This is a genomic window from Knoellia locipacati (assembly GCF_044791685.1).
Lineage (GTDB): Bacteria > Actinomycetota > Actinomycetes > Actinomycetales > Dermatophilaceae > Knoellia > Knoellia locipacati_A.
In genome coordinates this window covers 204,159-227,469 of sequence record NZ_CP087730.1, presented here as the reverse complement: position 1 = coordinate 227,469, position 23,311 = coordinate 204,159, and the positions used below count along the sequence as shown (strand labels likewise).

Below are 23,311 nucleotides of genomic sequence, written 5' to 3'. Positions count from 1 at the left end.
ACCACGACTGATTGCGACTTCCAGCGGTGAGGAGCGCAGCGACGAGCCGCTGGAAGTCGCAATAAGTCGCGAGAAGGGGTCGGTCAGCGGCAGGCCAGGGAGTTCTTCGGGAGCTTCTCGGCGACCGCGGTGAAGGCCGGCAGGAGCAGCGGCTCGGGTGCGTAGTCCTTGGGGATGAGCACCTCGATCGCCGGCTCGCGCCCGAACGTCGTGAACCGGGTGCCGTCACTCAGGCCCTCCGCCACCCAGCCCATCCCGTCGACCTCGATGCAGTCGTTCGTGGTCGGACCGAGCGCAGCCACACCGCACCTTGCGATGATCGCCGGATCCCCGTATGCCGCACCGGCACTCGCGTCGCTGACCTCACGGCGCTCCTGGTCGCCGACCTTCGTGGGCCAGGCCGAGGCGACGGCACGGCATACATCGCCCGTCGCGAGGGGTGCGGGGGCGATCTCGACGGCGGAGGAGCACCCGGACAGGACGACGACGGCGGTGGCGCAGAGCGCCACCGCCGTCGACGTACGTGCTGGAGCGATCACGCTCAGACGTGCACCACCGTGCAGGTGAGGGTGCGGGTGATCCCCTCGACCTCCTGGATCTTGGCGATGACGAGCTTGCCGAGCTCGTCGACCGTCTCGGCCTCGACGCGCGCGATGCAGTCGTACGGGCCGGTGACGTCCTCGGCGAGCGCCACTCCCGGGATCGCAGCGATCGCCTCGGCCACGGCGGCCGCGCGACCGACCTCGGTCTGAATCAGGATGTAGGCCTGGACCACTGGGTGTCACCTCACTGTCAGGGAGCGGCCTGCGCCACTCCGTGTGATGTCTTGCTCGGGGTCTTCGTCGACCGTCGCCGGGGCGGCGGTGTCTGCACGGTACCGTGCCGATGGTTCGCACGTCTCGGATGGCTCAGGAGGTGGGAGTGTGGTCGCGCACATGACGATCGGGTCGGTGAGCGAGTCCGATCTCCTCGCGCGGATCATTCCCATGTTCGGCGAGAGCCGGTACGCCGGCTCCGGCGTCGTCGTGCCCCCCGGTGACGACGCGGCGGTGCTCGCGACGAGCGGGTCGGTGGTCGTCACGACCGACTCGATGGTGAGGGGCCGGGACTGGCGCGACGACTGGTCGAGCGGGCACGACGTCGGGCTCAAGGTCGTCGCCCAGAACGTCAGCGACGTGGCCGCCATGGGCGCGGTGCCGACGGGTCTGCTCGTTGCCGTCGCCGCCGACCCCGAGACCGAGCTGGACTGGGTCCTCGACCTCACCCGGGGCATCGCCGACGCGGCCGAGGACGCCGGGTGCCCCGTCGTCGGAGGCGACCTCTCGTCCGCACCGTCGGGTGTGGTCATCGTGGCGGTCACCGCGTTCGGCGACCTCCAGGGGCGCGCGCCGGTGCTGCGCTCCGGCGCGTCTCCCGGCGACGTCGTCGCGGTGTCGGGCTCGCTCGGGTGGTCCGGTGCCGGCCTGTCCCTGTATGCCGGTGGCGTCCGCGACCCGATCTCCGACCGGACGCGGGGGCGTCACCTCGGCGCGGCCGATGCCGCCGCCTCGCTCCTCATGTGGTTCCACCGGTCGCCGCGTCCGCCGTTCGAGTCCGGGCCTGTTGCCGCCGACGCCGGAGCCACGTCGATGATCGACATCTCCGACGGGCTCGTGCGCGACGGCGCGCGGATCGCCGCCGCGAGTGGCGTCGAGCTGGCCCTGGACGAGGAGGTCCTGCGCTCGCAGTTCCTCGCCGGGCCCGTCGACCTCGCGGTCGGCGCCCGGGCCGGCTGGCGCGAGGTGCTCTCGGGGGGCGAGGAGCACTCGCTGCTCGCGACGTTCCCGCCGGGCGGCGTGCCCGAGGACCCGCACGCGCCGTGGACCGTCATCGGCGAGGTCGTGGCGCCGGGGCCCGACGGCCCGCGGCTCACGGTCGGGGGAGCGGTCCCGAGCGTGACCGGCTGGGACCACTTCGCCGGCTGACCGGCATACCGGCGCTTGTTGCGTCCGCCAGTGTGGTGGCCATTCGGTCACCGTGCCGGACGCAAGGGGAGGACTCGACAACGTCCGCCAGTGTGGTGGCCATTCGGTCACGGTGTCGGACGCAAGGGGAGGCTCGGGCATGCGAAACGGGGCGTCGTCCGCAGCGGACGACGCCCCGTTTCGGGGTACGGCTAGGGGGTCAGCGCTTGACCTTGCCCGCCTTGAGGCAGGAGGTGCAGACGTTGAGACGCTTGGGGGTCACGCCCTTGTCGCCGACGAGAGCCTTCACGCGCTGGATGTTCGGGTTCCAGCGACGCTTGGTGCGGCGGTGCGAGTGCGAGATGCTGTGGCCGAAGCCGGGTCCCTTGCCGCAGACATCGCAGTTGGCAGCCACGGTGGATCTCCTTGAAGTCAGGTGTCATGCGAAACGGCTGGATCGCCAGCCGCTTCAGGTCAGTGGATTCCGGTGTCCGCCCCGGATGGGGCTCACGCGGAACCGTCCAAGCGTAGCCGAGTTCGGGTGTGGCTCCAAAACGAGTCGGGGCCGCCCGATAGCCTGCCACCGTGCCAGCCGTCCTCGATGCCGACGCAGCCCGTCTCTGGGGCGCCCTGACCCGCGCCGCGTTCGCGGCGAGGCGCACCGAGATCGACGACCTCAACGTCTTCCCGGTCCCTGACGGGGACACCGGCACCAACCTCTACCTCACGATGGACGCCGCCCTGGGCGACGTGCGTCGCGAGCACACAGAGCGCGGGATCCTCGGCGCGGCCTCGCTCGTGGACGAGGCCCGCACCCTCTCGCGCGCCCTGCTCATGTCCGCGCGCGGCAACTCCGGCGTCATCGTCAGCCAGATCGTGGCCGGCATCTCCGCCGTGATCGTCGAGGAGCAGCTGAGCGAGGTCGACGGTCCCGCTCTGGCCCGCGCGGTCACCCGCGGCGCCGAGCTGGCCCGCGCCAGCGTGGCGCACCCGCAGGAGGGCACGATCCTCAGCGTCGCCGACGCCTTGGCGCAGGCGGCGCGAGAGGCCGCGGAGGCGGGCGGCGACGCCGTCGCCGTCGCGGCGGCCGGGGTGGCGGCGGCCGAGGAGGCACTGGCGCGCACACCCGAGCAGCTGCCGACCCTCGCCCAGGCCGGGGTCGTCGACGCAGGGGGAGCCGGCTGCCTGCTCATGGTCGAGGCGCTGCACCGTGCCCTCACCGGCTCGTGGAGCGAGGACGGGTCGTTGCAGCAGGCCACCGAGGACCTGCTCCTGCCTCGCACGTCCTGGCACTCAGAGCCCGTGCACGACGGCGAGCGGGGCGCTCCCACCAGACGGCGTGCCGACGGTGACGATCCGCTCGGCGCCCTCCCGGCCGGGATCGACGGGCCGGCCTTCGAGGTCATGTTCCTCCTCGAGGACAGCGACGCCGACCGAGTCGGCCGGCTCACGGCCACGCTCGACGGACTGGGCGACTCGCTGCTCGTCGTCGGCGGCCCCGACCTGTGGAACGTCCATGTCCACGTCGACGACGTGGGCGCCGCGGTCGAGGCCGGCCTGGCCGCCGGTCGCCCGCACCGCATCAAGGTCACGCACTTTGCGACGCAGGTCGCGGCCCGGGAGCCCCAGAAGTTCGCGGTGGTCGCCTGTGCAGCCGGCCCCGGCATGGCCAGCACCCTCGAGGACGCGGGCGCGCTCGTCGTCTCGAGTGCACCCGGCGCCCGAGCCTCGGCCGGTCAGCTGCTCGAGGCGATCCGCGCCACCGGGGCGGCGTCGGTCGTCGTCCTGCCCAACGACAAGGACACCCTCATGGCGGCCGAGGTCGCCTGCCGCGCGGCGGACGAGGACGGCATCGTCACCGCGATCGTCCCCGCCCGCACGGCTGTGCAGGGCCTGGCCGCGCTTGCCGTCGTCGACTTCGACCGGGGGCTGCGCGAGAACGCCATCGCGATGACGGGCGCCGCCGTCGCGACCCGCCACGGCGCGGTCTCGATCGCCTCGCGCGAGGTCCTCACCTGGGCCGGGCCGGTCTCGGTCGGCGACGTCCTCGGCATCGTCAGCGGCGACGTCGCCCTCATCGGCGACGACCTGGCCGACACGGCCAACGAGGTGCTCGACCGGCTCCTCTCCGGCGGCGGGGAGCTCGTCACCCTCGTCACCGGCGTCGACGCCGACGAGGCGCTCGTCGCGGCCGTGGCCGACCACCTCGCCAAGGAGCACGCCGAGGTCGAGGTCGTCCGGCTCGACGGCGGACAGCAGGTCTACCCGCTGCTCCTGGGGGTGGAGTAGCCCGGTGTACTCGGAGACGACTCCGCTCACCAAGGTCCTCGGCAAGCGTGAGGCCACGAAGTTCCGGACCGCCCGCGGCATCACCACCGTCGGTGACCTCCTGGGCTACTGGCCGCGCCGCTACCAGTCGCCCGAGAGCAACCTCGCCGCCGCGACCGTCGGCTCCTACATCGTGGCCGTCGCCGAGGTGAAGTCGGCGACCACGCGCGCGATGAAGGCCCGGCGCGGGCGGATGCTCCAGGCCGTCATCACCGACGGCACCAAGGACCTCGAGGTGACGTTCTTCTCCGCCCACGGCCACGAGGGCAAGCTCGTCCCCGGCACCCGAGCGCTCTTCGCCGGCACCGTGTCGTCGTTCAACAACCGGCTCCAGCTCGCCCACCCGGGCTACTCGCTTCTCAGCGACTTCGACCGGGGTGAGCGTCGCGACCTCATCCCGATCTACCGCGCCGTCGGCAACCTCCACACGTGGACCGTCACCGAGTGCGTCCGCATGGTCCTCGACCTGCTCGACGAGACGCCCGAGGCGATCCCCGAGCCGATCCTCGACCGCCGCGACCTCATGGACCGGACGTCCGCACTGCGCGGGATCCACACACCCGCGTCGAGGACCGAGGTCGACGCGGCCCGCAGGCGCATGTCCTACGAGGAGGCGTTCGTCCTCCAGGTCGCGCTCGCGCAGCGGCGGGCGCGCCAGGCGGAGGAGTCGACGTTGGCCCGGGTGCCGCGTCCGGGCGGGCTCCTCGACGCGTTCGACGCGAAGCTCCCCTTCACGCTCACCGCAGGCCAGCAGGAGGTGGGTGAGACGCTCGCCGCCGAGATGGCCCGCGACGTCCCCATGCACCGGCTCCTCCAGGGCGAGGTCGGCTCGGGCAAGACCGTCGTCGCGCTGCGGGCGATGCTCACCGCCGTCGACTCCGGCGGGCAGGCGGCACTGCTCGCGCCCACCGAGGTCCTCGCCGCCCAGCACCACCGCTCGATCAGCGCCATGCTCGGCGACCTCGCCGAGGGCGGCATGCTCGGGGGGAGCGAGATCGGCACACGCGTCACCCTCCTCACCGGCAGCATGCCGACGGTCTCTCGCCGCAAGGCCATGCTCGACATCGCGAGCGGGGACGCCGGGATCGTCATCGGCACCCACGCGCTCATCCAGGAGCACGTGAGCTTCCAGGACCTCGCGCTCGTCGTCGTCGACGAGCAGCACCGGTTCGGCGTCGAGCAGCGCGACGCCCTGCGCGGCAAGGCTGCCCAGCCGCCCCACGTCCTCGTCATGACCGCGACGCCGATCCCGCGCACTGTCGCCATGACCGTCTTCGGTGACATGGAGACCTCCACCCTGAGCGAGCTGCCGGCGGGGCGGGCACCGATCAGCACCCACGTCGTCCCCGAGGAGAAGCCCGGCTGGCTGCAGCGCACGTGGGTGCGGGTCGCCGAGGAGGTCGCCCAGGGCCGGCAGGCCTATGTCGTCTGCCCCCGCATCGGCGACGACGACGAGCCGGACGACGACACCGAGATCTTCGACGCGGACCCGACGAGCGGCCTCGGCGGCGAGGACGAGGGCGACGACGGTGGCGAAACCGGGGCCGGCAGTGACGAGGAGGGCGCCGACGCGGCGCCGCCACGGCCGCTCGCGTCGGTCCACCGCGTGCACGCCGACCTCGTGGCCAACCCCGCGCTCGAGGGCCTGCGCATCGAGATCCTGCACGGCCGCCTCGCCCCCGAGGAGAAGGACGCGGTCATGCGTGACTTCGCCGCCGGCGACATCGACGTGCTCGTGTCGACGACGGTCATCGAGGTCGGCGTCGACGTCCCCAACGCCAGCGTCATGGTCGTCATGGACGCCGACCGCTTCGGTGTCTCCCAGCTGCACCAGCTCCGCGGCCGCGTCGGACGTGGTGGTCTCCCGGGCCTCTGCCTGCTCGTCCACGCCGGCGCCGGGGACACGCCACACGAGCGGCTCGACGCCGTCTCCGCGACGACCGACGGCTTCGAGCTCTCCCGGATCGACCTGCGCCAGCGGCGCGAGGGCGACATCCTCGGCTCGTCCCAGCACGGCGTGCGCAGCCAGCTGCAGTTCCTCCACGTCCTCGAGGACGAGGACCTCATCGAGGCAGCACGAGAGGATGCCCAGGGCGTCGTCGCCGACGACCCCGACCTGACCGCCCACCCCCGGCTCGCCGCGCTCGTCCACGCGCGCGTGGACGCCGAGCAGGCGGCATACCTGGAGAGAGGGTGAGGACCGCGTGACGCGCATCATCGCGGGGACCGCAGGAGGGCGTGAGCTGAGGACCCCGCCGGGGCGCGGCACGCGTCCGACGAGCGACCGCGTCCGCGAGGCGCTCTTCTCGGCACTCGAGGCGCGCGACGCGCTCGCCGGCGCCCGGGTCATGGACCTGTATGCCGGCTCCGGCGCCCTCGGTCTCGAGTCGGCCAGCCGTGGCGCAGCGGAGGTGACCCTCGTCGAGTCCGACCGGACGGCGGCCTCGGTCATCCGCGACAACGCCGGCCGGCTCGGGCTGCGGGCGACCGTGCTGCCGGTGACGGTCTCCTCGGCGCTCGCGGGCGCGCCCAGAGACCTCGACCTCGTCTTCATCGACCCGCCGTACGACCTCCCCGAGGAGGCTCTCGCCGGTGACCTCGCCGCCCTGGCCTCGCCCGGGTGGCTCGCCGACGGTGCTCTCGTGGTCGTCGAGCGGTCGAAGCGGTCGGCCGAACCGACGTGGCCCGAGGGGCTGGAGCCCGAGCGCGTCAAGAAGTACGGCGAGACCGTCCTCTGGTATGCCGTCCGGCACGCTTCCTAACACCCCGAAAGCACCTCTGATCAGCCAGAATGCCGGGATGACCGACTACGAGATCCCCCGCCCGACCAACGGTGACGTCCTCGACCTCATCCTCGCCGACCACCGCCAGTTCGAGGACCTCATCCGTGAGTGCCGACGCAACGACTCCGACCGTGCCGCGGCCCGCACCGCCCTCGCCGAGCTCATCGTGGCGCACGGCGAGGCCGAGGAGGAGAAGGTCTACCCGACCCTGCGCACGAAGCGGGCGATCAGCGCCCACGAGCAGGAGCACGGCGAGGAGGAGCACGCCGAGATCAACGAGGCGCTCGTCGGCTTCCTCGAGGCCAAGGGGACCGACACCGACAAGTACGACACGGCGCTCGAGGAGCTGGCCACGGTGCTCAACCACCACGCCAACGAGGAGGAGCAGACGATCCTGAACCCGGCCCGCGAGGAGGTCTCCGAGCAGGTGCGGGCCGACCTCGGTGTCGCGTGGGTAACCCGGCGCAACGAGCTTCTCGAGCAGGGCTGCGCCAGCCTCGAGCAGGTCCAGGCGCTGCTGCACCGCGCCGAGAAGGAGGGCGTCATCGCCTCGCCCGAGGCCAGGGAGAAGGCCGACGCGATCAAGGACGAGGCCAAGGAGGAGGCCAAGGAGGTCGAGGAGGCCTCCAAGGAGCAGGCCAAGGACTGAGCTGCTGCCTCCGCCGAGGGCGAGGCCCCGGTCAGTAGGGTGACGCGCGTGAGCGATGACATCAGGCGGGCCGTCTGTCCGGGGTCCTACGACCCGATCACCGTGGGGCACGTCGACGTCCTCGTCCGTGCGGCGGCGCTCTACGACGAGGTCGTCGTCGCCGTCCTGCACAACCCGGCCAAGTCGGGGACCTTCAGCATCGAGGAGCGGATCGGCTTCATCGAGCGCGCCCTCCCCGAGGCGGCTGCGCGGCGCGTGCGGGTCGAGGCCTTCGCCGGCCGCCTGCTCGTCGACGTCTGCCGTGACGTCGGTGCCGATGTCATCGTCAAGGGCCTGCGGGGCGGGACCGACTTCGCCTACGAGCTCCCGATGGCACTCATGAACCGCCACCTCACCGGGGTGGAGACCGTCTTCCTCCCCGGCGCCCCCGAGTTCGAGCACGTGTCGAGCTCGCTGGTCAAGGAGGTCGCCAGGTTCGGGGGAGACGTCAAGGGACTCGTCCCCGACGAGGTCCTCGCCGCCCTGACCGCCAAGGCGACCACGGCGTGAGTGGACCCTCGCGCGAGGCCCGGGGCGGACGGCATACCGACCGCATTTGGGCAGGCGGCACCCCCTCCGGTACCTTTGATCTTCGGTCTGCGTCAGCCGTGACGACCGACCGAACCACTCGACCAAGGCATAAGGCAATGACTCGTCTCGATCCTCGGTCTCCTCTGGTGCTCGACACCAAGGAGGTCGGCCGGCGACCCGGCTCGATGGCGGAGCTGGCCCGCGAGGTCGGGGCACCAGCCGAGTTCGGCACGGAGGTGCTGCGCGTCACCGAGGGGGAACCCTTGGACATGGACGTGCGGCTCGAGTCCGTCGTCGAGGGCGTCCTGGTCACCGGTTCGGTCCAAGGCACGGCGACCGGCGCCTGCGTGCGGTGCCTGGATCCGATCAGTCTCGATGTGACTGGCCGCTTCCAGGAGCTGTTCGCCTACGCCGATCGCAACGCCCACCACCAAGAGGTGGGCGACGAGGACGCAGCCGAGGAGTACCTCATCGAGGACGGTCTCATCGACCTCGAGCCGGTGCTCCGGGACGCGGTGGTGCCTGCACTGCCGTTCCAGCCCGTGTGTCGTCCGGACTGCCCGGGGTTGTGTTCCGAATGCGGGATGCGCCTCGTGGAGGACCCGGGCCACGCACATGACGTGATCGACCCCAGGTGGGCGGCTCTCACGGACCTCGCGTCCGAGTCGCCCGCGACGCAGACAGAGAAGAGGACCTGACGTGGCTGTTCCGAAGCGGAAGACGTCGCGCTCCAACACGCGCCACCGCCGTGCCAACTGGAAGGCCACGCCGGTCACCCTGACCACGTGCCCCCAGTGCAAGGCCCCGATGCAGCCGCACATCGCGTGCCCGTCGTGTGGCAGCTACAACGGCCGCCAGTACGGCGTGGCCGAGCGCACCGAGCACCAGGGCTGAGCCCACTCCTCATGGGGAGGGGCTCGCAGCGCCCTGCGGCCCTGACGCCGCTGCGCCCCGTCGATGAGCTCCACCGCCACCTCACTGAGGTGACCGGCGGAGACATCGACGAGGCGCTGCTCGGGCGTGCCCTGACGCACCGGTCGTACGCCTACGAGGCGGGTGGCATCCCGCACAACGAGCGCCTCGAGTTCCTCGGGGACTCGGTGCTCGGCCTCGTCGTCACCGACACGCTCTACACGACCCACCCCGACCTCACCGAGGGCCAGCTCGCCAAGCTTCGGGCGGCCGTGGTCAACATGCGTGCCCTCGCGGCGGTCGGACGCACGCTCGGGCTTGGCGACTACCTCCTGCTCGGACGCGGCGAGGAGTCCACCGGCGGGCGCGACAAGGACTCGATCCTCGCCGACACCGTCGAGGCCGTCATCGGCGCGACCTACTCGAGCGCGGGCATGCGGGCAGCAGGCGAGCTCGTGCACCACCTGCTCGACCCGCTCATGGCCCGCTCGGCCACCCTCGGCGCCGGGCTCGACTGGAAGACCAGCCTGCAGGAGATCTGCGCCCTGCACTCCGCCGGTCCGGTCGAGTACTCCGTGCAGGAGGAGGGCCCCGAGCACGCGAAGACCTTCACCGCACAGGTCCTCGTCGACGGTGTCGCGCTCGGCACCGGCGGCGGCCGCACCAAGAAGGACGCCGAGCAGCAGGCCGCCGCCACCGCCTGGCAGACCCTGCGCGACCGGCACGGCGACGGCCACGCGACCGCGCCGCTGCCCGACCTCTCCTGACCCTGGGCTGACTCCTCCCGTGCCCGAGCTGCCCGAGGTCGAGGTCGTCCGTCGTGGCCTCGCCGACCACGTCGTCGGCCGCACGATCGCCACCGCCGCCTTCACCGGCGCCCGGGTCGCGCGTCGTCACGTGCCCGGACCGGCCGACCTCGCCGGGCGAGTCGCCGGGGCCGAGGTCGCGCAGGCGCGCCGTCGGGGGAAGTACCTCTGGCTCGTCCTCGTCGAGGGTCTCGACCGTGGGGCGGAGTCCCGGATCGGCCTCATCGCCCACCTCGGGATGAGCGGGCAGCTGCTCGTCGAGGCAGCGGACGCCCCCGATGAGAAGCACCTCCACGCCCGCTTCACCTTCACCGACGGCGGACCCGAGCTGCGCTTCGTCGACCAGCGGACGTTCGGTGGGTTCGCCCTCGATGACCTCGCCGAGGACGGCGTGCCCCACCAGATCCGGCACATCGCCCCCGACCCGTTCGAGGCGACCTACGACCAGGCCGCCGTCGTGCGACGGATCAAGGCCAGCGACAGCGCGATCAAGCGGATGCTGCTGCACCAGGGCGTCGTCTCCGGGATCGGCAACATCTATGCCGACGAGGCCCTGTGGCGCGCGCAGGTCCACGGCGAGCGTCCGTCGAGCACCCTGACCAAGCCGACCATCTCGCGCGTCCTCGACCACGCCCGCGATGTCATGGCGGCCGCGCTGCTGGAGGGCGGGACGAGCTTCGACGCGCTCTACGTCAACGTCAACGGCGCCTCGGGCTACTTCGACCGCTCGCTGCACGCCTACGGGCAGGAGGGGGAGCCGTGCGACCGCTGCGGGACGCCGATCCGGCGCGAGCAGTTCATGAACCGCTCGTCGTTCAGCTGCCCTCGGTGCCAGCCGCGTCCACGTGGTTCTCGGACCACGACAGCGCGATGAGCTCGCGCAGGACGCCGTCGTCGACCTCGTCGAGCCGCTTGAGGTAGAGGCAGCCCTTGCCGGTGGTGTGCGGCCCGAGGCGTTCGAGCAGGTCGGCGTGCGAGCCGTAGGAGGTGAGGCCGTAGAGGGTCAGCGCCGCCTTGCGCGCCGCGAGCCCGACGGCGAACCACTCGCGCTCCTTGCCGTCGGCGGTCGTGTAGGGCTGGCGCCCGAACCCGATCATCGAGCTGCCCCAGAGCACCGGCTCGGCGCCGGTGACCTCGCGCATGAGGACCACCAAGGCCTGCGCGTCCTCCCGCCGGCGGGGCGGGGTGACCTCGGCGAGGTGGGCGTCGACGTCGTCGGTGCCGGGCCGGGTCGTGCGGTCGCCGTGGTCGGGGGCTGTCGGTGGGGTCACGGGACGGGGAGCTCCTTGAGCTGGACGGCCTTGCCCGTATGCCGTTCGCTCAGGTCCGCGAACGCCTGCCGGATCGTCCTGGCGTAGAGGTGGGCCCCGGTGAGCGAGGGGTGCATGCCGTCGGACTGGAGCTGTCCGGTCGTGTCCTCGAGCGCGGCGTCCCAGTCGGCGACGGCGACGTTGTCGCGGCCCTTGGCGAGGTCCCTGAGGGCGGCGTTGTCCGATGCGATCCGGCTGATCCGGCCGTGCAGCGTCACGAGGACGACCATGCGGTCCGGGCCGAGGGCATCGAGGGTGGCCCGCGCCCGGTCGACGTCGGTCCCGGCGTTGGTGCCGAGCGCGAGGACGACGGCACGGCGGGTGCCGGCGCCGCGCTTGCTGACGACCTGGAGGCCCTCGGACCACTGTCGGTTGGAGCGGGCGTCCATGCGGATACCGGGGAAGTAGTAGCGCAGGGCGTGGACGCTGCCGACCATCATCGAGTCGCCGTAGCCGTCGATCTCTGCGCCGGTCGGCATCGTCCAGGTCTGCTTGACGGTGGCCGCAGCCTTGGCCGCTGACGTCGACGACGGCACCGGTGACGGCGCCGCCGTGCCCCGCGGCGATGCGCCGGACGGGCTCGCCGAGGCCGCAGCCGTCGGGGCGACCCGTGCGGCGGCGGCGTTGGCGTCGAGGAGCTGCTCGACCTGCGTGCGGGTCGGTGCCGTGAAGAGAACGGCGGTGAGGGCGACGGCGAGGACGGCGACGGTCGCCCACACGATGCGGGCGGTGCGCGTGCCGGCATACCGGATCGTGCGGAGCGCATGGCGTGCCGTGCCGCGGAAGCCGCGCCGCCGCACCGGCGACTCGACGAAGCGGTAGGACAGGTCCGCGACCGCGACGGTGACGAGGACGCACCACACGCGCGACCACAGGTAGTCGTCGGAGGAGCGCTGCGCCCAGGCGAGGTCGGCCTCGACGATGAGGATGACGGGCCAGTGCCAGAGGTAGAGGCCATAGGAGCGCTGACCGATCCAGCGCAGGACGGGGAGGTCGAGCACGGAGCGCAGCGGGGAGGGCCGCTCGACGACGGCGAGCACGAGCACGGTCGTGGCGAGTGACGCGACGAGGATGCCGCCGCGGAAGGTGAAGGGAGTCGACTCGTCGAGCAGCGCGAAGAGGGCCACGAGCACCACGGCCGCAGCACCGACGACCTGCCTGCGCCACCGCTGCCAGTGGGCGCTCGACGTCCAGGCGCGGTGCGGTGCGGCCCACGCGAACGCCAGCCCCGCCCCGAGCATGAGTCCCATGAGGTGGGTGTCGGTGCCGTAGTAGACGCGGGTGGCACCGAGCGCCGGGTCGTAGCGGGTCGCCATGAGGATCGCCGACCCGAGGGCCAGGGCGACCGCCACCCCGGCCCGCGCCCGTGAGGAGGGTGCGACGCGGAGCAGCAGCAGGGCGACGACCGGCCACACGAGGTAGAACTGCTCCTCGACCGCGAGGGACCAGAGGTTCATGAGCAGCTGCGGCGCGGTGCTGTGGAAGTAGTCCGAGCCGGCCCCGATCTCGAGCCAGTTGCTCGTGAAGGTCAGTGCGCCGACGGCCTGGCGACGGATGCCGACGAGCAGGTCGCCCTCGACGAGGCGGGCCATGAGGATGACGCTCGGCACGAGCACGAGCAGCGCGGGGAGCAGGCGGCGTGCCCGGCGGACCCAGAACCCGCGCAGGTCGACCCGACCCTCGCGGGCGTGCTCACGGACGAGCAGCGTCGTGATGAGGAAGCCGGAGATGACGAAGAAGACGTCGACCCCGAGGAACCCTCCGGGCAGCCAGCGTGGGTCGAGGTGGAAGGCGAGGACGGCGACGATCGCGGCGGCGCGGAGCCCGTCGAGGCCGGGCAGCCGGGGCGCCGGGCGCGACGCAGTCCTGCCGGGTCGGGGTGCGGAGGTCGCGGCCCCGGGCCCGAGCGAAGGGCTCTCCACGCTCATGCCCCTCAGGCTATGGAGCAGCACCGACAGGGGCGTGGAGGCGCGCTGGGGCGCGGGCGACCTACGATCGGCGCCATGGAGACCAGCCTCGACCCCCGCGGCGACGGGTTGCAGCCCGTCCGCGTGACCGTGAGCGTGCGGGGTCGCGTCCAGGGCGTCGGCTTCCGCTGGTGGACCCGCGCCCGTGCCCTCGAGCTGGGGCTGTCGGGTTCGGCCCGCAACACCGGCGACGGGCGTGTGGAGGTCGTCGCGCAGGGCCCGCGTGGCGCCGTCGCACGCCTCGTCGACCTCCTGTCCGAGCAGCCGTCGACCACCCGTCGGCCGGGTGACGTCGTCTCGGTGTCGACACCCATCGAGAGCGAGCCCCGGCCCCACGTCACCGGCTTCGTGGAGAGGTGAGCGCGGGTCCCACGGTCTGCGTGGGCCGGCATACCGCTGCGTCCGGCACGATGACGGCCTGACCCCCAAGGTGCCGGACGCAACCACACCGCGGGCGCGGGTCCCATGCTCTGCATGGGCCGGCATACCGGGTCGTGGGACGCGGGGGACCGCGGAGGGTGCGCGTTCCTACGATGGGTCGATGAGCGACGTCCCCCCGGAGCTGGCCCGCCTCCGTTCGAGCATCGACAACATCGACGCGGCCCTGGTGCACCTGCTCGCCGAGCGGTTCAAGTGCACCCAGCAGGTGGGTGAGCTCAAGGCGACCGAGGGCATGCCGCCCGCCGACCCCGCCCGCGAGGAGCGGCAGATCACCCGGCTCCGGGCCCTGGCCGACGAGAGCGGCCTCGACCCGGAGTTCGCGGAGAAGTTCATCAACTTCGTCATCGCCGAGGTCATCCACCACCACGAGTCGATCGCCAACGGCTGAGGCCGTGCGCGCAGGCGCGAAGTCCCACCCGTCACTGCTGTCACAGGCAACGCAGGCTGCTTCGCAGGTCCACGGCGGCGTGCGGACCCGCCGGTACAGTGACGGCGTCGATCCCGTCCGCATGCCCCCCGAAGAACCGAGAGCCACCGCGTGTACGTCAAGAGCCTGACCCTCAAGGGGTTCAAGTCCTTCGCCTCGGCCACGACCATGCGCCTCGAGCCCGGCATCACGTGCATCGTCGGCCCCAACGGCTCCGGCAAGTCCAACGTCGTCGACGCCCTCGCGTGGGTCATGGGGGAGCAGGGCGCCAAGAGCCTGCGCGGCGGCAAGATGGAGGACGTCATCTTCGCCGGCACCGCCGGTCGGCCCCCGCTCGGTCGCGCCGAGGTCAGCCTGACGATCGACAACACCGACGGCGCCCTCCCGATCGACTACACCGAGGTGACGATCACCCGGACGATGTTCCGCAACGGTGGCTCCGAGTACGCCATCAACGGCACGCCCAGCCGATTACTTGACATCCAGGAGCTGTTGTCCGACAGCGGGATCGGCCGTGAGATGCACGTCATCGTCGGGCAGGGCCAGCTCGACGCCGTGCTGCGTGCCACCCCCGAGGAGCGCCGCGGGTTCATCGAGGAGGCCGCGGGCGTCCTCAAGCACCGCAAGCGCAAGGAGCGCGCCCTGCGCAAGCTCGACGCGATGGAGGCCAACCTCACCCGCGTCCACGACCTCACCGGTGAGATCCGCCGCCAGCTCGGCCCGCTCGGCCGGCAGGCCGAGGCGGCGCGCAAGGCCGCCGTCATCCAGGCCGACGCTCGCGACGCCCGCCTGCGTCTCGTGGCCGACGACCTCGTCCAGCTCACGTCGACCCTCGAGCAGGAGGTCGCCGACGAGACCGCCCTCATCGAGCGGCGCACGACCGTCGAGAACGCCCTCGAGTCCCTGCGCTCGCGCGTCACCGAGATCGAACGGCAGGCTGCCGACGCCGCCCCTGAGCTCGGCCGCTCGCAGGACCGCTTCGTCAGGCTCCAGTCCCTGCGCGACCGGCTCGAGTCCACCGCCTCCGTCGCCCGTGAGCGCGTGCGTCTCCTGAGCCAGGACGACGTCGACGAGACCACGACCGGGCGCGACCCCGAGGAGCTGCGCGCCCAGGCCGCCCAGGCGCGCGAGGCCGAGCACAAGCTCCTCGCCGAGGTCGCCACCGCCGCCGAGCAGCTCGCCGCAGCCGTCACCTCGCGTGAGGAGGCCGAGAGCGCGTATGCCGCGGAGCAGCAACGGCTCTCGCGTCTCGCTCGCGCCGCTGCCGACCGTCGCGAGGGGCTCGCGAAGCTCGCCGGGCAGGTCGGCGCACGTCGCAGCCGGATCGAGGCCGGTGAGGCCGAGATCGGTCGCCTGCGCGGCATCATCGAGGCCTCGCTCGAGCGGGCCACCGAGGCCGAGCGCGACTTCTCCCGGCTCGAGGGCACGGTCGCGAATGACGAGGAGGGCGAGGAGGGCCTCGACAGCGCCTACGAGACCGCCGCCGAGGAGCTCGCCACCGTCGAGACACGGATCACCGAGCTCGAGGGCGTCGAGCGTGAGGCCGAGCGCGACCGATCCTCGGCCGCAGCCCGGGTCGAGGCGCTCGGGATGAGCCTGCGACGCAAGGACGGCGCGGCCGCCCTGCTCGCTGCCTCCGAGGCGGGCGAGAGCGACCACGGCATCGTCGGCACGGTCGCGTCCCTGCTCCAGGTCAGCGGCGGGCACGAGGGTGCCGTCGCGGCAGCACTCGGCTGGGCGTCCGAGGCGCTCGCGGTCGGCACGGCGCAGGACGCCGCCCGCGCTGTCTCTGCCCTGCGGGAGGACGACCACGGCCAGGCCACGCTCCTCGTTGGTGACACCGCTGCGCCGTCGGACCGCTCCGGCTGGCCGGCGCTCGACGGTTCGGCCGTGTGGGCCCGCGACGTCGTCGACGCCCCCGCCTCCGTCCGTCCGGCCGTCGAGCAGCTCCTCGACCTCGTCGCCCTCGTCCCCAGCGCCGAGCACGCGCTGGCCCTCGTCGCCCGCGGTGAGGGCATCACCGCGGTGACCGCCGACGGTGACGTCTTCGCTCCCGGGTGGGTGCGCGGCGGGTCGAGCAGCGGCCAGTCCCTGCTCGAGATCCAGTCCGCGCTCGAGGACGCCCAGTCCGCAGCTGCAGCCGCCACCACCCGCGGGGAGCAGGCTCGCTTCGCCCTCGTCGCCGAGCGCGAGAAGGCCGCAGCAGTCACCGAGCGCGTCGAGGCCGCCCTCGAGGCGCTGCACGACAGCGACGCCCGCATGGCAGCCGTGGCCGAGCAGCTCGGCGGCCTCCAGTCCACGATCCGCTCGAGCCGCGCCGAGGTCGAGCGCACCGAGCGCACCATCGCCGATGCCGAGGCGGCCCTCGAGACCGACCGCGTCGAGCTGGAGGCCCTGTCGGCCCGGCTCGACGAGGCCAGCGCCGAGCCGACCGAGTCCGAGGAGCCCTCCACCGACGAGCGCGACGCCCTCGAGCTCGCCGCGAGCCGGGCCCGCACCGCCGAGACCGAGCTGCGGCTCACGCTGCGCACCAGGGAGGAGCGCGCCCGCTCCCTCAAGGGTCGCGCGGACTCGCTCGAGGGCGCCGCCCGCAACGAGATCCAGGCCCGCGAGAAGCTCCGCCAGCGCCAGGAGCGCCGCCGCCGCGAGGCGACCATCGCCGACGCCGTGAGCCAGGCCGCGGCATACGCGACCGACCGGATGGCGACCGCGCTGGTCCGAGCCGCCCGGCTGCGCGACGAGGCCGAGAGCGAGCGCACCCGGCGCGACACGGCGGTCCGCGAGCTGCGCACCGAGATGGCCACGCACCAGGACGAGCTGCGCGAGCTCACCGACTCAGCCCACCGCGACGAGGTCGCCCGCGCGCGGCAGGTCGCCCGGATCGAGCAGCTCCAGGCCAAGGCGGTCGAGGAGCTCGGCATGGACCCCGACGTCCTCATGGAGGACTACGGCCCGCACCAGCCCATCCCGTTCATCGCCGGACCCGACCACGAGGGCGACGTGCCGATGCCGTCGGCGTTCGTGCGCGAGGACCAGGAGAAGCGGCTGCGCAAGGCCGAGCGTGGTCTCTCCGCCCTGGGTCGGGTCAACCCGCTCGCGCTCGAGGAGTTCGCGGCGCTCGAGGAGCGGCACAAGTTCCTCACCGAGCAGCTCGAGGACCTCAAGAAGTCCAAGCGCGACCTCCTCGACATCGTCAAGGAGGTCGACGAGCGCGTCGAGCAGGTGTTCACGCAGGCCTACCACGACACGGCCGAGCAGTTCGAGCGCGTGTTCCAGCGGCTCTTCCCGGGCGGCTCCGGCCAGCTCGTCCTCACCGACCCCGGCGACATGCTCACGACCGGCATCGAGGTCGAGGCCCGTCCTCCGGGCAAGAAGGTCAAGCGGCTCTCGCTGCTCTCCGGTGGTGAGCGCTCGCTCGTCGCCGTCGCGCTCCTCGTCGCGATCTTCAAGGCGCGGCCGAGCCCGTTCTACATCATGGACGAGGTCGAGGCGGCCCTCGACGACACCAACCTGGGCCGGCTCATCACCCTCTTCGAGGAACTGCGCGACAGCAGCCAGCTCATCGTCATCACCCACCAGAAGAAGACGATGGAGATCGCCGACGCGCTCTACGGCGTGAGCATGCGCGGCGACGGCATCACCACGGTGGTCTCGCAACGCATCCGCGACGTCGCAGCCACAGCCTGACGTCGGGCGACGGGCGACGGGCGAAGGCCGTCAGTCGGAGTTGACGAGGCCGAACGTGTCGAAGGGCCAGATCCGGAAGACGACGGGTCCGACCACGCGGCTCACCGGCACGAAGCGCGCGCACCCGTCGGAGTCGGTCCCGCCGCGGCAGTTGACGACCGAGTCGGCCGACTGCGAGCGGTGGTCGCCGAGCACGAGCATCCGGTCGGAAGGGACGCGGATCTCGGGGAAGCAGCGCGAGGATCGCGGCGTCGTCTCACAGGTGAGCTCGGGGGGGCGGAACGTGTGGTCCTCGAAGACGTAGTCCTCGGCGAGGGCGTCCCCGTCGACGAGGACCTTGCCCTCCGAGTCGCAGCACCTCACCCGGTCACCGGGCATCCCGATGACCCGCTTGACCGTGTAGGCCGTGCTCGACGGCCCGATGCCGGTGAGGTCGCCGACCTTGCGCACCGCGTCCTTGAACACGTTGCCCGTCGGCTCGAGCTCGGTGTCCTGCCACGTCTCGCCGTGCGAGAAGACGACGATGTCGCCGCGCTCCACCGAGTGGTCCATGCGGTTGACGATGATCCGGTCACCGATGCGCAGGGTCTGCTCCATCGACTGCGACGGGACGCCGAACGGCTTGACGACGAAGCTCTGGACGAGGGCCACGACGACGATGGCGAGCAGGATCTCGACGCCCGCGGGAAGCCTGCGACGACGGCGCTGGGGAGCCTCTGGCGGGGTCGTCACGGTCACCGTGCGAGCCTACGCGGTGGGTGGGGCCTCCGCGCGCCGCGCGTCCACGGGCGGGGTGTCGTTTTGTCAGGGCGGCCCCACTAGGACACCCTTGAGCCATGGTCGCCCTCATCATCGGCATGCTCATCTGCGTCGGACTCGCCCTGGCGGTCGTCGCCCTGGTGGCGATCCCGGCACGGCGCGACGGGCGTGACATCCTCACGCCCAAGGGTGACGAGGTCGTGATCGCGCTCAAGGAGCGCCAGCAGTCGGCCCGCCAGCGCCTCTCACGCGGTGACGACGACGAGGACACGGACGAGGCCGCCCCGTCCGACGGCGACACGACGCTCGTCGAGGCCACGGAGCCCACGCACGCCGACGCCGGCACGCGTTCCTGATGCGTTCGGGGATCGACCGGACCGCGGGTGACCCCACGGTCCGCCCTCAGGACGACCTCTTCGGCCACGTCAACGGCGGCTGGATCAAGCAGACCGAGATGCCGGCCGACCGCGGCCGCTACGGCGCCTTCGACAGGCTGCGCGAGAACGCCGAGGAGCAGGTCCGCGACATCATCACCGGTGTCGCCGAGGGCAACCCCGAGCCCGGCACGGTCGCCCGCAAGGTCGGCGACCTCTACAGCTCGTTCATGGACGAGGCCCGGATCGAGGAGCTCGGCGCGGCCCCGCTGGCCCCGTTCCTCGCCGAGATCGACGCGGTCTCCGGCCCCGGTGACGTCCTGGCGGCGCTCGGCCGCTTCCTGCGGGCCGGCGTCGACGGACTCGTCCATCCCATCGTCAACACCGACGACCGTGACTCGACCCGCTACGTCGTCTACCTCGAGCAGGCCGGCATCGGCCTGCCCGACGAGGCCTACTACCGCGACCCGCAGCACGCGGCCATCCGTGCGGCCTACCCCGGTCACGTCACGCGCATGCTCACCCTGACCGGCGTGTATGCCGGGGACTCGGCCTCCGCTGCCGCCGACCGGATCGTCGACCTCGAGACCCGGATCGCGGCCTCGCACTGGGACCAGGTCGCCAACCGTGACGCCGTGAAGACCTACACCCTCGTCGACCGGCAGGGCCTCGAAGAGCTCACTCCGGGCGTCGACTGGGCGGCCTACCTCGACGGGGCCCGGGCCCCGGAGGGCGCCTTCGACCAGGTCATCGCCCGCCAGCCCGACCACCTGCGGTCGATGGCTGCGGCACTGGCCGAGGTCGACGTCGCGACGTGGCAGGACTGGCTGCGCTGGCGGGTCGTCCACGCCCTGGCGGCCTACCTCGCCGACGCCGTCGTCGCCGAGAACTTCGACTTCTACGGGCGCACCCTCTCTGGTGTGCCGCAGATCCGCGACCGCTGGAAGCGCGGCGTCGGGCTCGTCGAGGACGCCCTCGGTGAGGCCGTCGGGCAGCTCTACGTCGAGCAGCACTTCCCGCCGCGCGCCAAGGAGCGCATGGTCGAGCTCGTCGAGAACCTCGTCGAGGCGTTCCGTCGCGACTTCCTCGGTCTGGAGTGGATGGGCCTGGAGACCCGGCGCGAGGCGCTGGCCAAGCTCGAGACGTTCGTACCCAAGATCGGCTACCCCGACCGGTGGCGCGACTACTCCTCGCTCCAGGTCGACGCCTCCGACCTCGTCGGCAACGTCGCCCGCGCCTCGGCCTTCGAGGTGGACCGCAACCTCGCCAAGCTCGGCGGACCCGTCGACCGCGACGAGTGGTTCATGACGCCGCAGACCGTCAACGCCTACTACAACCCTGGGCTCAACGAGATCGTCTTCCCCGCAGCCATCCTCCAGCCGCCGTTCTTCGACGTCGACGCGGACGACGCCGTCAACTACGGCGGCATCGGTGGGGTCATCGGTCACGAGATCGGGCACGGCTTCGACGACCAGGGCTCCCAGTACGACAAGGACGGCAACCTCCGCAACTGGTGGTCCGACAGCGACCGGACCAACTTCGACGCCCGCGCCCAGCGGCTCATCGCCCAGTTCAGCGAGCTGGAGTCGCGTGACGCCCCGGGGCACAAGGTCAACGGCGCGCTCACGGTCGGTGAGAACATCGGAGACCTCGGCGGGCTCACGATCGGGCACGCGGCATACCGGATCTCGACCGAGGGGACCGAGCCGCCGGTCATCGACGGGCTGACGGGCGACCAGCGGTTCTTCTTCGGCTGGGCGCAGGTGTGGTGCGGCATGGCCCGCGAGGCCGAGGCGGTGCGGCTGCTCGCGATCGACCCGCACTCGCCGATGGACCTGCGTGCCAACGCGGTGCGCAACCTCACGGAGTTCCACGAGGCCTTCGAGGTCGCGCCCGGCGACGGCATGTGGGTGCCCGAGGACGAGCGGGTCCGCATCTTCTGAGGTCGGGTGCGAGGATGGCGACGTGAGTGCCATCGACACCTTCTGGGAATTCTTCGCCGTCGCGGTCGGCCTGCTGGTCGTCCTCGGCGGCCTCGCGGCCACCCTCCTGCGCGGACGGGGCGGCGCGACCAAGGAGCTGCCCCGCGAGCGCCCGTCGACCCCCGCTGCGCCGGCGCCGGGCACGTCCGACGAGGCCGACCGTGACCGCCGCGACAGTGGTGGCGCGGTCGACACGCTGCCCGCTCCCGCCGACGAGACGGTCGAGGAGACGCTCCCGCCGACGACCATCCCGGAGGTCGAGCGCCCCGAGGCCCCGCAGACCCGGCTCCAGCGGCTGCGCGCCCGGCTGGCCCGCTCCAACACCGCCCTCGGCAAGGGCCTGCTCGCGCTGCTGTCCCGCGGAGACCTCGACGAGCAGGCGTGGGAGGACGTCGAGGACACCCTCCTCACCGCCGACCTCGGCGTCGAGGCGACGACCGAGCTCGTCGAGTCGCTGCGCACGAGGGTCAAGGTCGACGGCAACGCCGACGAGGCCACGGTCCGCGGCTGGCTGCGTGAGGAGCTCATCGCCCTCGTCGACCCGTCGATGGACCGGTCCTTGGCATCGTCCCGGATCGACGGCCGGCCCGCCGTCATCGTCGTCGTCGGGGTCAACGGCACCGGCAAGACGACCACCGTCGGCAAGCTCGCGCGGGTCCTCGTGGCGCAGGACAAGGACGTCGTCCTCGGTGCGGCCGACACCTTCCGTGCCGCCGCCGCCGACCAGCTCCAGACGTGGGGTGAGCGGGTGGGCGTGCCGACGGTGCGCTCCGACCGTGACGGTGCGGACCCGGCGGCGGTGGCATTCGACGCCGTCAAGGGTGCCGCCGAGATGGAGGCCGACGTCGTCATCGTCGACACCGCCGGCCGCCTCCACAACAAGGTCGGGCTGATGGACGAGCTCGGCAAGGTCAAGCGGGTCATCGAGAAGCAGAGCCCGATCGACGAGGTCCTGCTCGTCCTCGACGCCACGACCGGTCAGAACGGCCTGCGCCAGGCCGAGGTCTTCAGCGAGGTCGTCGGCATCACCGGCATCGTCCTCACCAAGCTCGACGGCACCGCCAAGGGCGGCATCGTCGTCGCGGTGCAGCGCAAGCTCGGCGTCCCGGTCAAGCTCATCGGTCTCGGCGAGGGGCCTGACGACCTCGCGCCCTTCGACCCCGAGGGCTTCGTCGACGCGATCATCGACTGATGGCGCTGCCGGCGCTGCACGACCGGGCGGCACTCACGGAGGCGCTCGTGGCGTCCACGCGCACGAGCATCCAGCTCGCCGAGAGCGACCCCGTCCGCGACGCCTGGGGCGACGAGAGCGCCTGCGCCGGCATGACGGTCGGCGGGCTGGCGCACCACCTGCTGGCGCAGACCGGGCACGTCGTGCGGGGTCTGAGCACGGCGGCGCCGTCGGACGCGCCGGTCATCGGCCTGCTCGACCACTACACGCGGGCGCCGTGGGTGCAGGCCTCCCGCAGCGGCGAGACCGACCCCGACCAGGACGACAAGGACAACTCGGCCGCCGGGGTCGGTCACGAGCGGGTGCTCGCCGTCGCGCGGCACGCGCTCGCCGACCTGCCGGGTGCTCTGGCCCTGCAGCGCGACCCCGACGTCATCCACATCCCGTGGCAGGGCTGGTCGCTCGCCACCCCGGACTTCGCCACCACCCGGATGATGGAGATGGTCGTGCACGGCGACGACCTCGCCGCGAGCGTCGGACTGCCCACGCCCGAGCATGACCCGCTCGTCGTCGACGCCGTCCTCGACCTCCTCGTGCACGTGTCGCTGGCCCGGCACGGCCAGGTCGCCCTCGTCCGGGCCCTGAGCCGACCCCAGCGCTCGTCGGGCGGCATCTCCGCCTTCTGAACCACGAACGATCGGCGTCAGGTCGGGCGCTGTGCCGCGGGCATCGAGCAGGCGGGCGTGCCACCGGGCAGACGGTGACGGTTGCGGGCGACCCAGCGATAGACCACGCCGGCAAGCGAGTGCATCCCGGGAACCCTCAGCAGCGCACCGAGGGGGCGCAACGGCATACGGGAGGAGAGGAGTGCACGGGCCACGGCGTCCTCGGCGGAGGAGATCCGTCCGTCGGCTCCCACCCACTGCAGGGCGGCGTCGCACTGCTCCTCGGTGAGCCCGAGCGTCGCCAGGTCGGCGTCCTGGTATGCCGTCACGGCGAAGTCCGTGGGTCGGGCGCGCAGCCGGGTGGTCACGAGGCGTGAGAGCTTCGTGCAGATGCCGCAGTCACCGTCGTAGACGAGCACAGGTCGGGCCACGCCCCCCAGTCTCACACCGGAGCGCTCTCCTCACACCGTGGGGGCGTGCGAAACACACTTCTTACGCGCAGCCGGAACGTGCAACGTGGCCGTAACACAACGGGAG

General features: G+C 72.2%; 24 protein-coding genes. 17 read left to right on the top strand and 7 right to left on the bottom strand.

Annotated features, from left to right (window positions below; genetic code table 11):
* Positions 1-83 precede the first annotated feature (83 nt).
* Both LL946_RS01065 and LL946_RS01060 read right to left on the bottom strand, forming a co-directional pair.
* A complete protein-coding gene (locus LL946_RS01065; protein WP_404383896.1) occupies positions 84-539 on the bottom strand; it encodes a DUF3515 family protein in 456 nt (151 codons plus the stop codon).
* A 2-nt stretch (positions 540-541) separates the two neighbouring features.
* On the bottom strand, positions 542-775 hold the full coding sequence (locus LL946_RS01060) for an Lrp/AsnC ligand binding domain-containing protein (protein WP_035951055.1): 234 nt from the start codon (positions 773-775) through the stop codon (positions 542-544).
* Between the two features lie 175 nt (positions 776-950).
* On the opposite strand from LL946_RS01060, the gene thiL reads away from it, so the two are divergent.
* Positions 951-1,964: a thiamine-phosphate kinase gene (thiL, locus tag LL946_RS01055; RefSeq protein ID WP_404383894.1), complete on the top strand. Its 1,014-nt coding sequence runs from the start codon at positions 951-953 to the stop codon at positions 1,962-1,964.
* Positions 1,965-2,163: 199 nt separating this feature from the next.
* On the opposite strand, the gene rpmB is transcribed toward thiL, so the two are convergent.
* Positions 2,164-2,358, bottom strand: a complete 195-nt coding sequence (rpmB, locus tag LL946_RS01050) for a 50S ribosomal protein L28 (RefSeq protein ID WP_009778186.1) — start codon at positions 2,356-2,358, stop codon at positions 2,164-2,166.
* Between the two features lie 170 nt (positions 2,359-2,528).
* On the opposite strand from rpmB, the gene LL946_RS01045 reads away from it, so the two are divergent.
* The 9 genes from LL946_RS01045 to mutM all read left to right on the top strand — a co-directional run bounded on the left by LL946_RS01045 (position 2,529) and on the right by mutM (position 10,865).
* Positions 2,529-4,232, top strand: a complete 1,704-nt coding sequence (locus tag LL946_RS01045; protein ID WP_404383891.1) for a DAK2 domain-containing protein — start codon at positions 2,529-2,531, stop codon at positions 4,230-4,232.
* A gap of 4 nt (positions 4,233-4,236) precedes the next feature.
* Entirely contained in the window at positions 4,237-6,468 is a 2,232-nt protein-coding gene (locus LL946_RS01040; protein WP_404383889.1) for an ATP-dependent DNA helicase RecG, read from the top strand.
* A 7-nt stretch (positions 6,469-6,475) separates the two neighbouring features.
* Complete coding sequence (gene rsmD / locus LL946_RS01035) at positions 6,476-7,033, top strand: 16S rRNA (guanine(966)-N(2))-methyltransferase RsmD (protein WP_404383887.1); 558 nt, start codon at positions 6,476-6,478, stop codon at positions 7,031-7,033.
* 37 nt (positions 7,034-7,070) lie between these two features.
* Positions 7,071-7,703 carry a hemerythrin domain-containing protein gene (locus tag LL946_RS01030; protein ID WP_404383885.1) on the top strand — a complete coding sequence of 211 codons (633 nt, stop codon included), beginning with the start codon at positions 7,071-7,073 and terminating at the stop codon, positions 7,701-7,703.
* A gap of 48 nt (positions 7,704-7,751) precedes the next feature.
* Positions 7,752-8,252, top strand: a complete 501-nt coding sequence (gene coaD / locus LL946_RS01025) for a pantetheine-phosphate adenylyltransferase (RefSeq protein ID WP_404383883.1) — start codon at positions 7,752-7,754, stop codon at positions 8,250-8,252.
* 137 nt (positions 8,253-8,389) lie between these two features.
* Entirely contained in the window at positions 8,390-8,971 is a 582-nt protein-coding gene (locus LL946_RS01020; RefSeq protein ID WP_404383881.1) for a YceD family protein, read from the top strand.
* A gap of 1 nt (position 8,972) precedes the next feature.
* Positions 8,973-9,167, top strand: a complete 195-nt coding sequence (gene rpmF / locus LL946_RS01015) for a 50S ribosomal protein L32 (protein WP_147061657.1) — start codon at positions 8,973-8,975, stop codon at positions 9,165-9,167.
* A gap of 11 nt (positions 9,168-9,178) precedes the next feature.
* A complete protein-coding gene (gene rnc, locus LL946_RS01010) occupies positions 9,179-9,952 on the top strand; it encodes a ribonuclease III (RefSeq protein WP_404383879.1) in 774 nt (257 codons plus the stop codon).
* 19 nt (positions 9,953-9,971) lie between these two features.
* On the top strand, positions 9,972-10,865 hold the full coding sequence (mutM, locus tag LL946_RS01005) for a bifunctional DNA-formamidopyrimidine glycosylase/DNA-(apurinic or apyrimidinic site) lyase (protein WP_404383877.1): 894 nt from the start codon (positions 9,972-9,974) through the stop codon (positions 10,863-10,865).
* On the opposite strand, the gene LL946_RS01000 is transcribed toward mutM, so the two are convergent.
* Positions 10,807-11,262: a DUF1801 domain-containing protein gene (locus tag LL946_RS01000; RefSeq protein ID WP_404383875.1), complete on the bottom strand. Its 456-nt coding sequence runs from the start codon at positions 11,260-11,262 to the stop codon at positions 10,807-10,809. The genes mutM and LL946_RS01000 overlap by 59 nt on opposite strands.
* On the bottom strand, positions 11,259-13,229 hold the full coding sequence (locus LL946_RS00995) for an acyltransferase family protein (protein ID WP_404383873.1): 1,971 nt from the start codon (positions 13,227-13,229) through the stop codon (positions 11,259-11,261). The genes LL946_RS01000 and LL946_RS00995 overlap by 4 nt, the downstream gene beginning before the upstream one ends.
* 75 nt (positions 13,230-13,304) lie before the next feature.
* Here LL946_RS00995 and LL946_RS00990 point away from each other — a divergent pair, with 75 nt between their 5' ends.
* From LL946_RS00990 to smc, 3 genes are all read left to right on the top strand, one after another.
* On the top strand, positions 13,305-13,628 hold the full coding sequence (locus LL946_RS00990; RefSeq protein WP_404383871.1) for an acylphosphatase: 324 nt from the start codon (positions 13,305-13,307) through the stop codon (positions 13,626-13,628).
* A gap of 181 nt (positions 13,629-13,809) precedes the next feature.
* The gene (locus tag LL946_RS00985) at positions 13,810-14,097 is read left to right on the top strand and encodes a chorismate mutase (RefSeq protein WP_404383869.1); all 288 of its coding nucleotides are present in this window, start codon (positions 13,810-13,812) and stop codon (positions 14,095-14,097) included.
* A gap of 150 nt (positions 14,098-14,247) precedes the next feature.
* Positions 14,248-17,823 (top strand): chromosome segregation protein SMC, encoded by a 3,576-nt coding sequence (smc, locus tag LL946_RS00980; protein WP_404383867.1) that lies wholly within the window; start codon positions 14,248-14,250, stop codon positions 17,821-17,823.
* A 30-nt stretch (positions 17,824-17,853) separates the two neighbouring features.
* Here the strand turns inward: smc and lepB are convergent, their stop codons facing one another.
* Complete coding sequence (lepB, locus tag LL946_RS00975) at positions 17,854-18,561, bottom strand: signal peptidase I (protein ID WP_404383865.1); 708 nt, start codon at positions 18,559-18,561, stop codon at positions 17,854-17,856.
* 98 nt (positions 18,562-18,659) lie between these two features.
* Here lepB and LL946_RS00970 point away from each other — a divergent pair, with 98 nt between their 5' ends.
* The 4 genes from LL946_RS00970 to LL946_RS00955 are packed head-to-tail and all read left to right on the top strand — an operon-like array spanning position 18,660 to position 22,795.
* Positions 18,660-18,938: a hypothetical protein gene (locus LL946_RS00970; protein WP_404383863.1), complete on the top strand. Its 279-nt coding sequence runs from the start codon at positions 18,660-18,662 to the stop codon at positions 18,936-18,938.
* Entirely contained in the window at positions 18,938-20,899 is a 1,962-nt protein-coding gene (locus tag LL946_RS00965) for a M13 family metallopeptidase (protein WP_404383861.1), read from the top strand. Before LL946_RS00970 ends, LL946_RS00965 begins: the two co-directional genes overlap by 1 nt.
* 22 nt (positions 20,900-20,921) lie before the next feature.
* The gene (gene ftsY / locus LL946_RS00960) at positions 20,922-22,130 is read left to right on the top strand and encodes a signal recognition particle-docking protein FtsY (RefSeq protein WP_404383859.1); all 1,209 of its coding nucleotides are present in this window, start codon (positions 20,922-20,924) and stop codon (positions 22,128-22,130) included.
* Positions 22,130-22,795, top strand: a complete 666-nt coding sequence (locus LL946_RS00955) for a maleylpyruvate isomerase N-terminal domain-containing protein (protein WP_404383857.1) — start codon at positions 22,130-22,132, stop codon at positions 22,793-22,795. The genes ftsY and LL946_RS00955 overlap by 1 nt, the downstream gene beginning before the upstream one ends.
* A 17-nt stretch (positions 22,796-22,812) precedes the next feature.
* Here the strand turns inward: LL946_RS00955 and LL946_RS00950 are convergent, their stop codons facing one another.
* On the bottom strand, positions 22,813-23,205 hold the full coding sequence (locus tag LL946_RS00950) for a thiol-disulfide oxidoreductase DCC family protein (protein ID WP_404383855.1): 393 nt from the start codon (positions 23,203-23,205) through the stop codon (positions 22,813-22,815).
* Positions 23,206-23,311 lie beyond the last annotated feature (106 nt).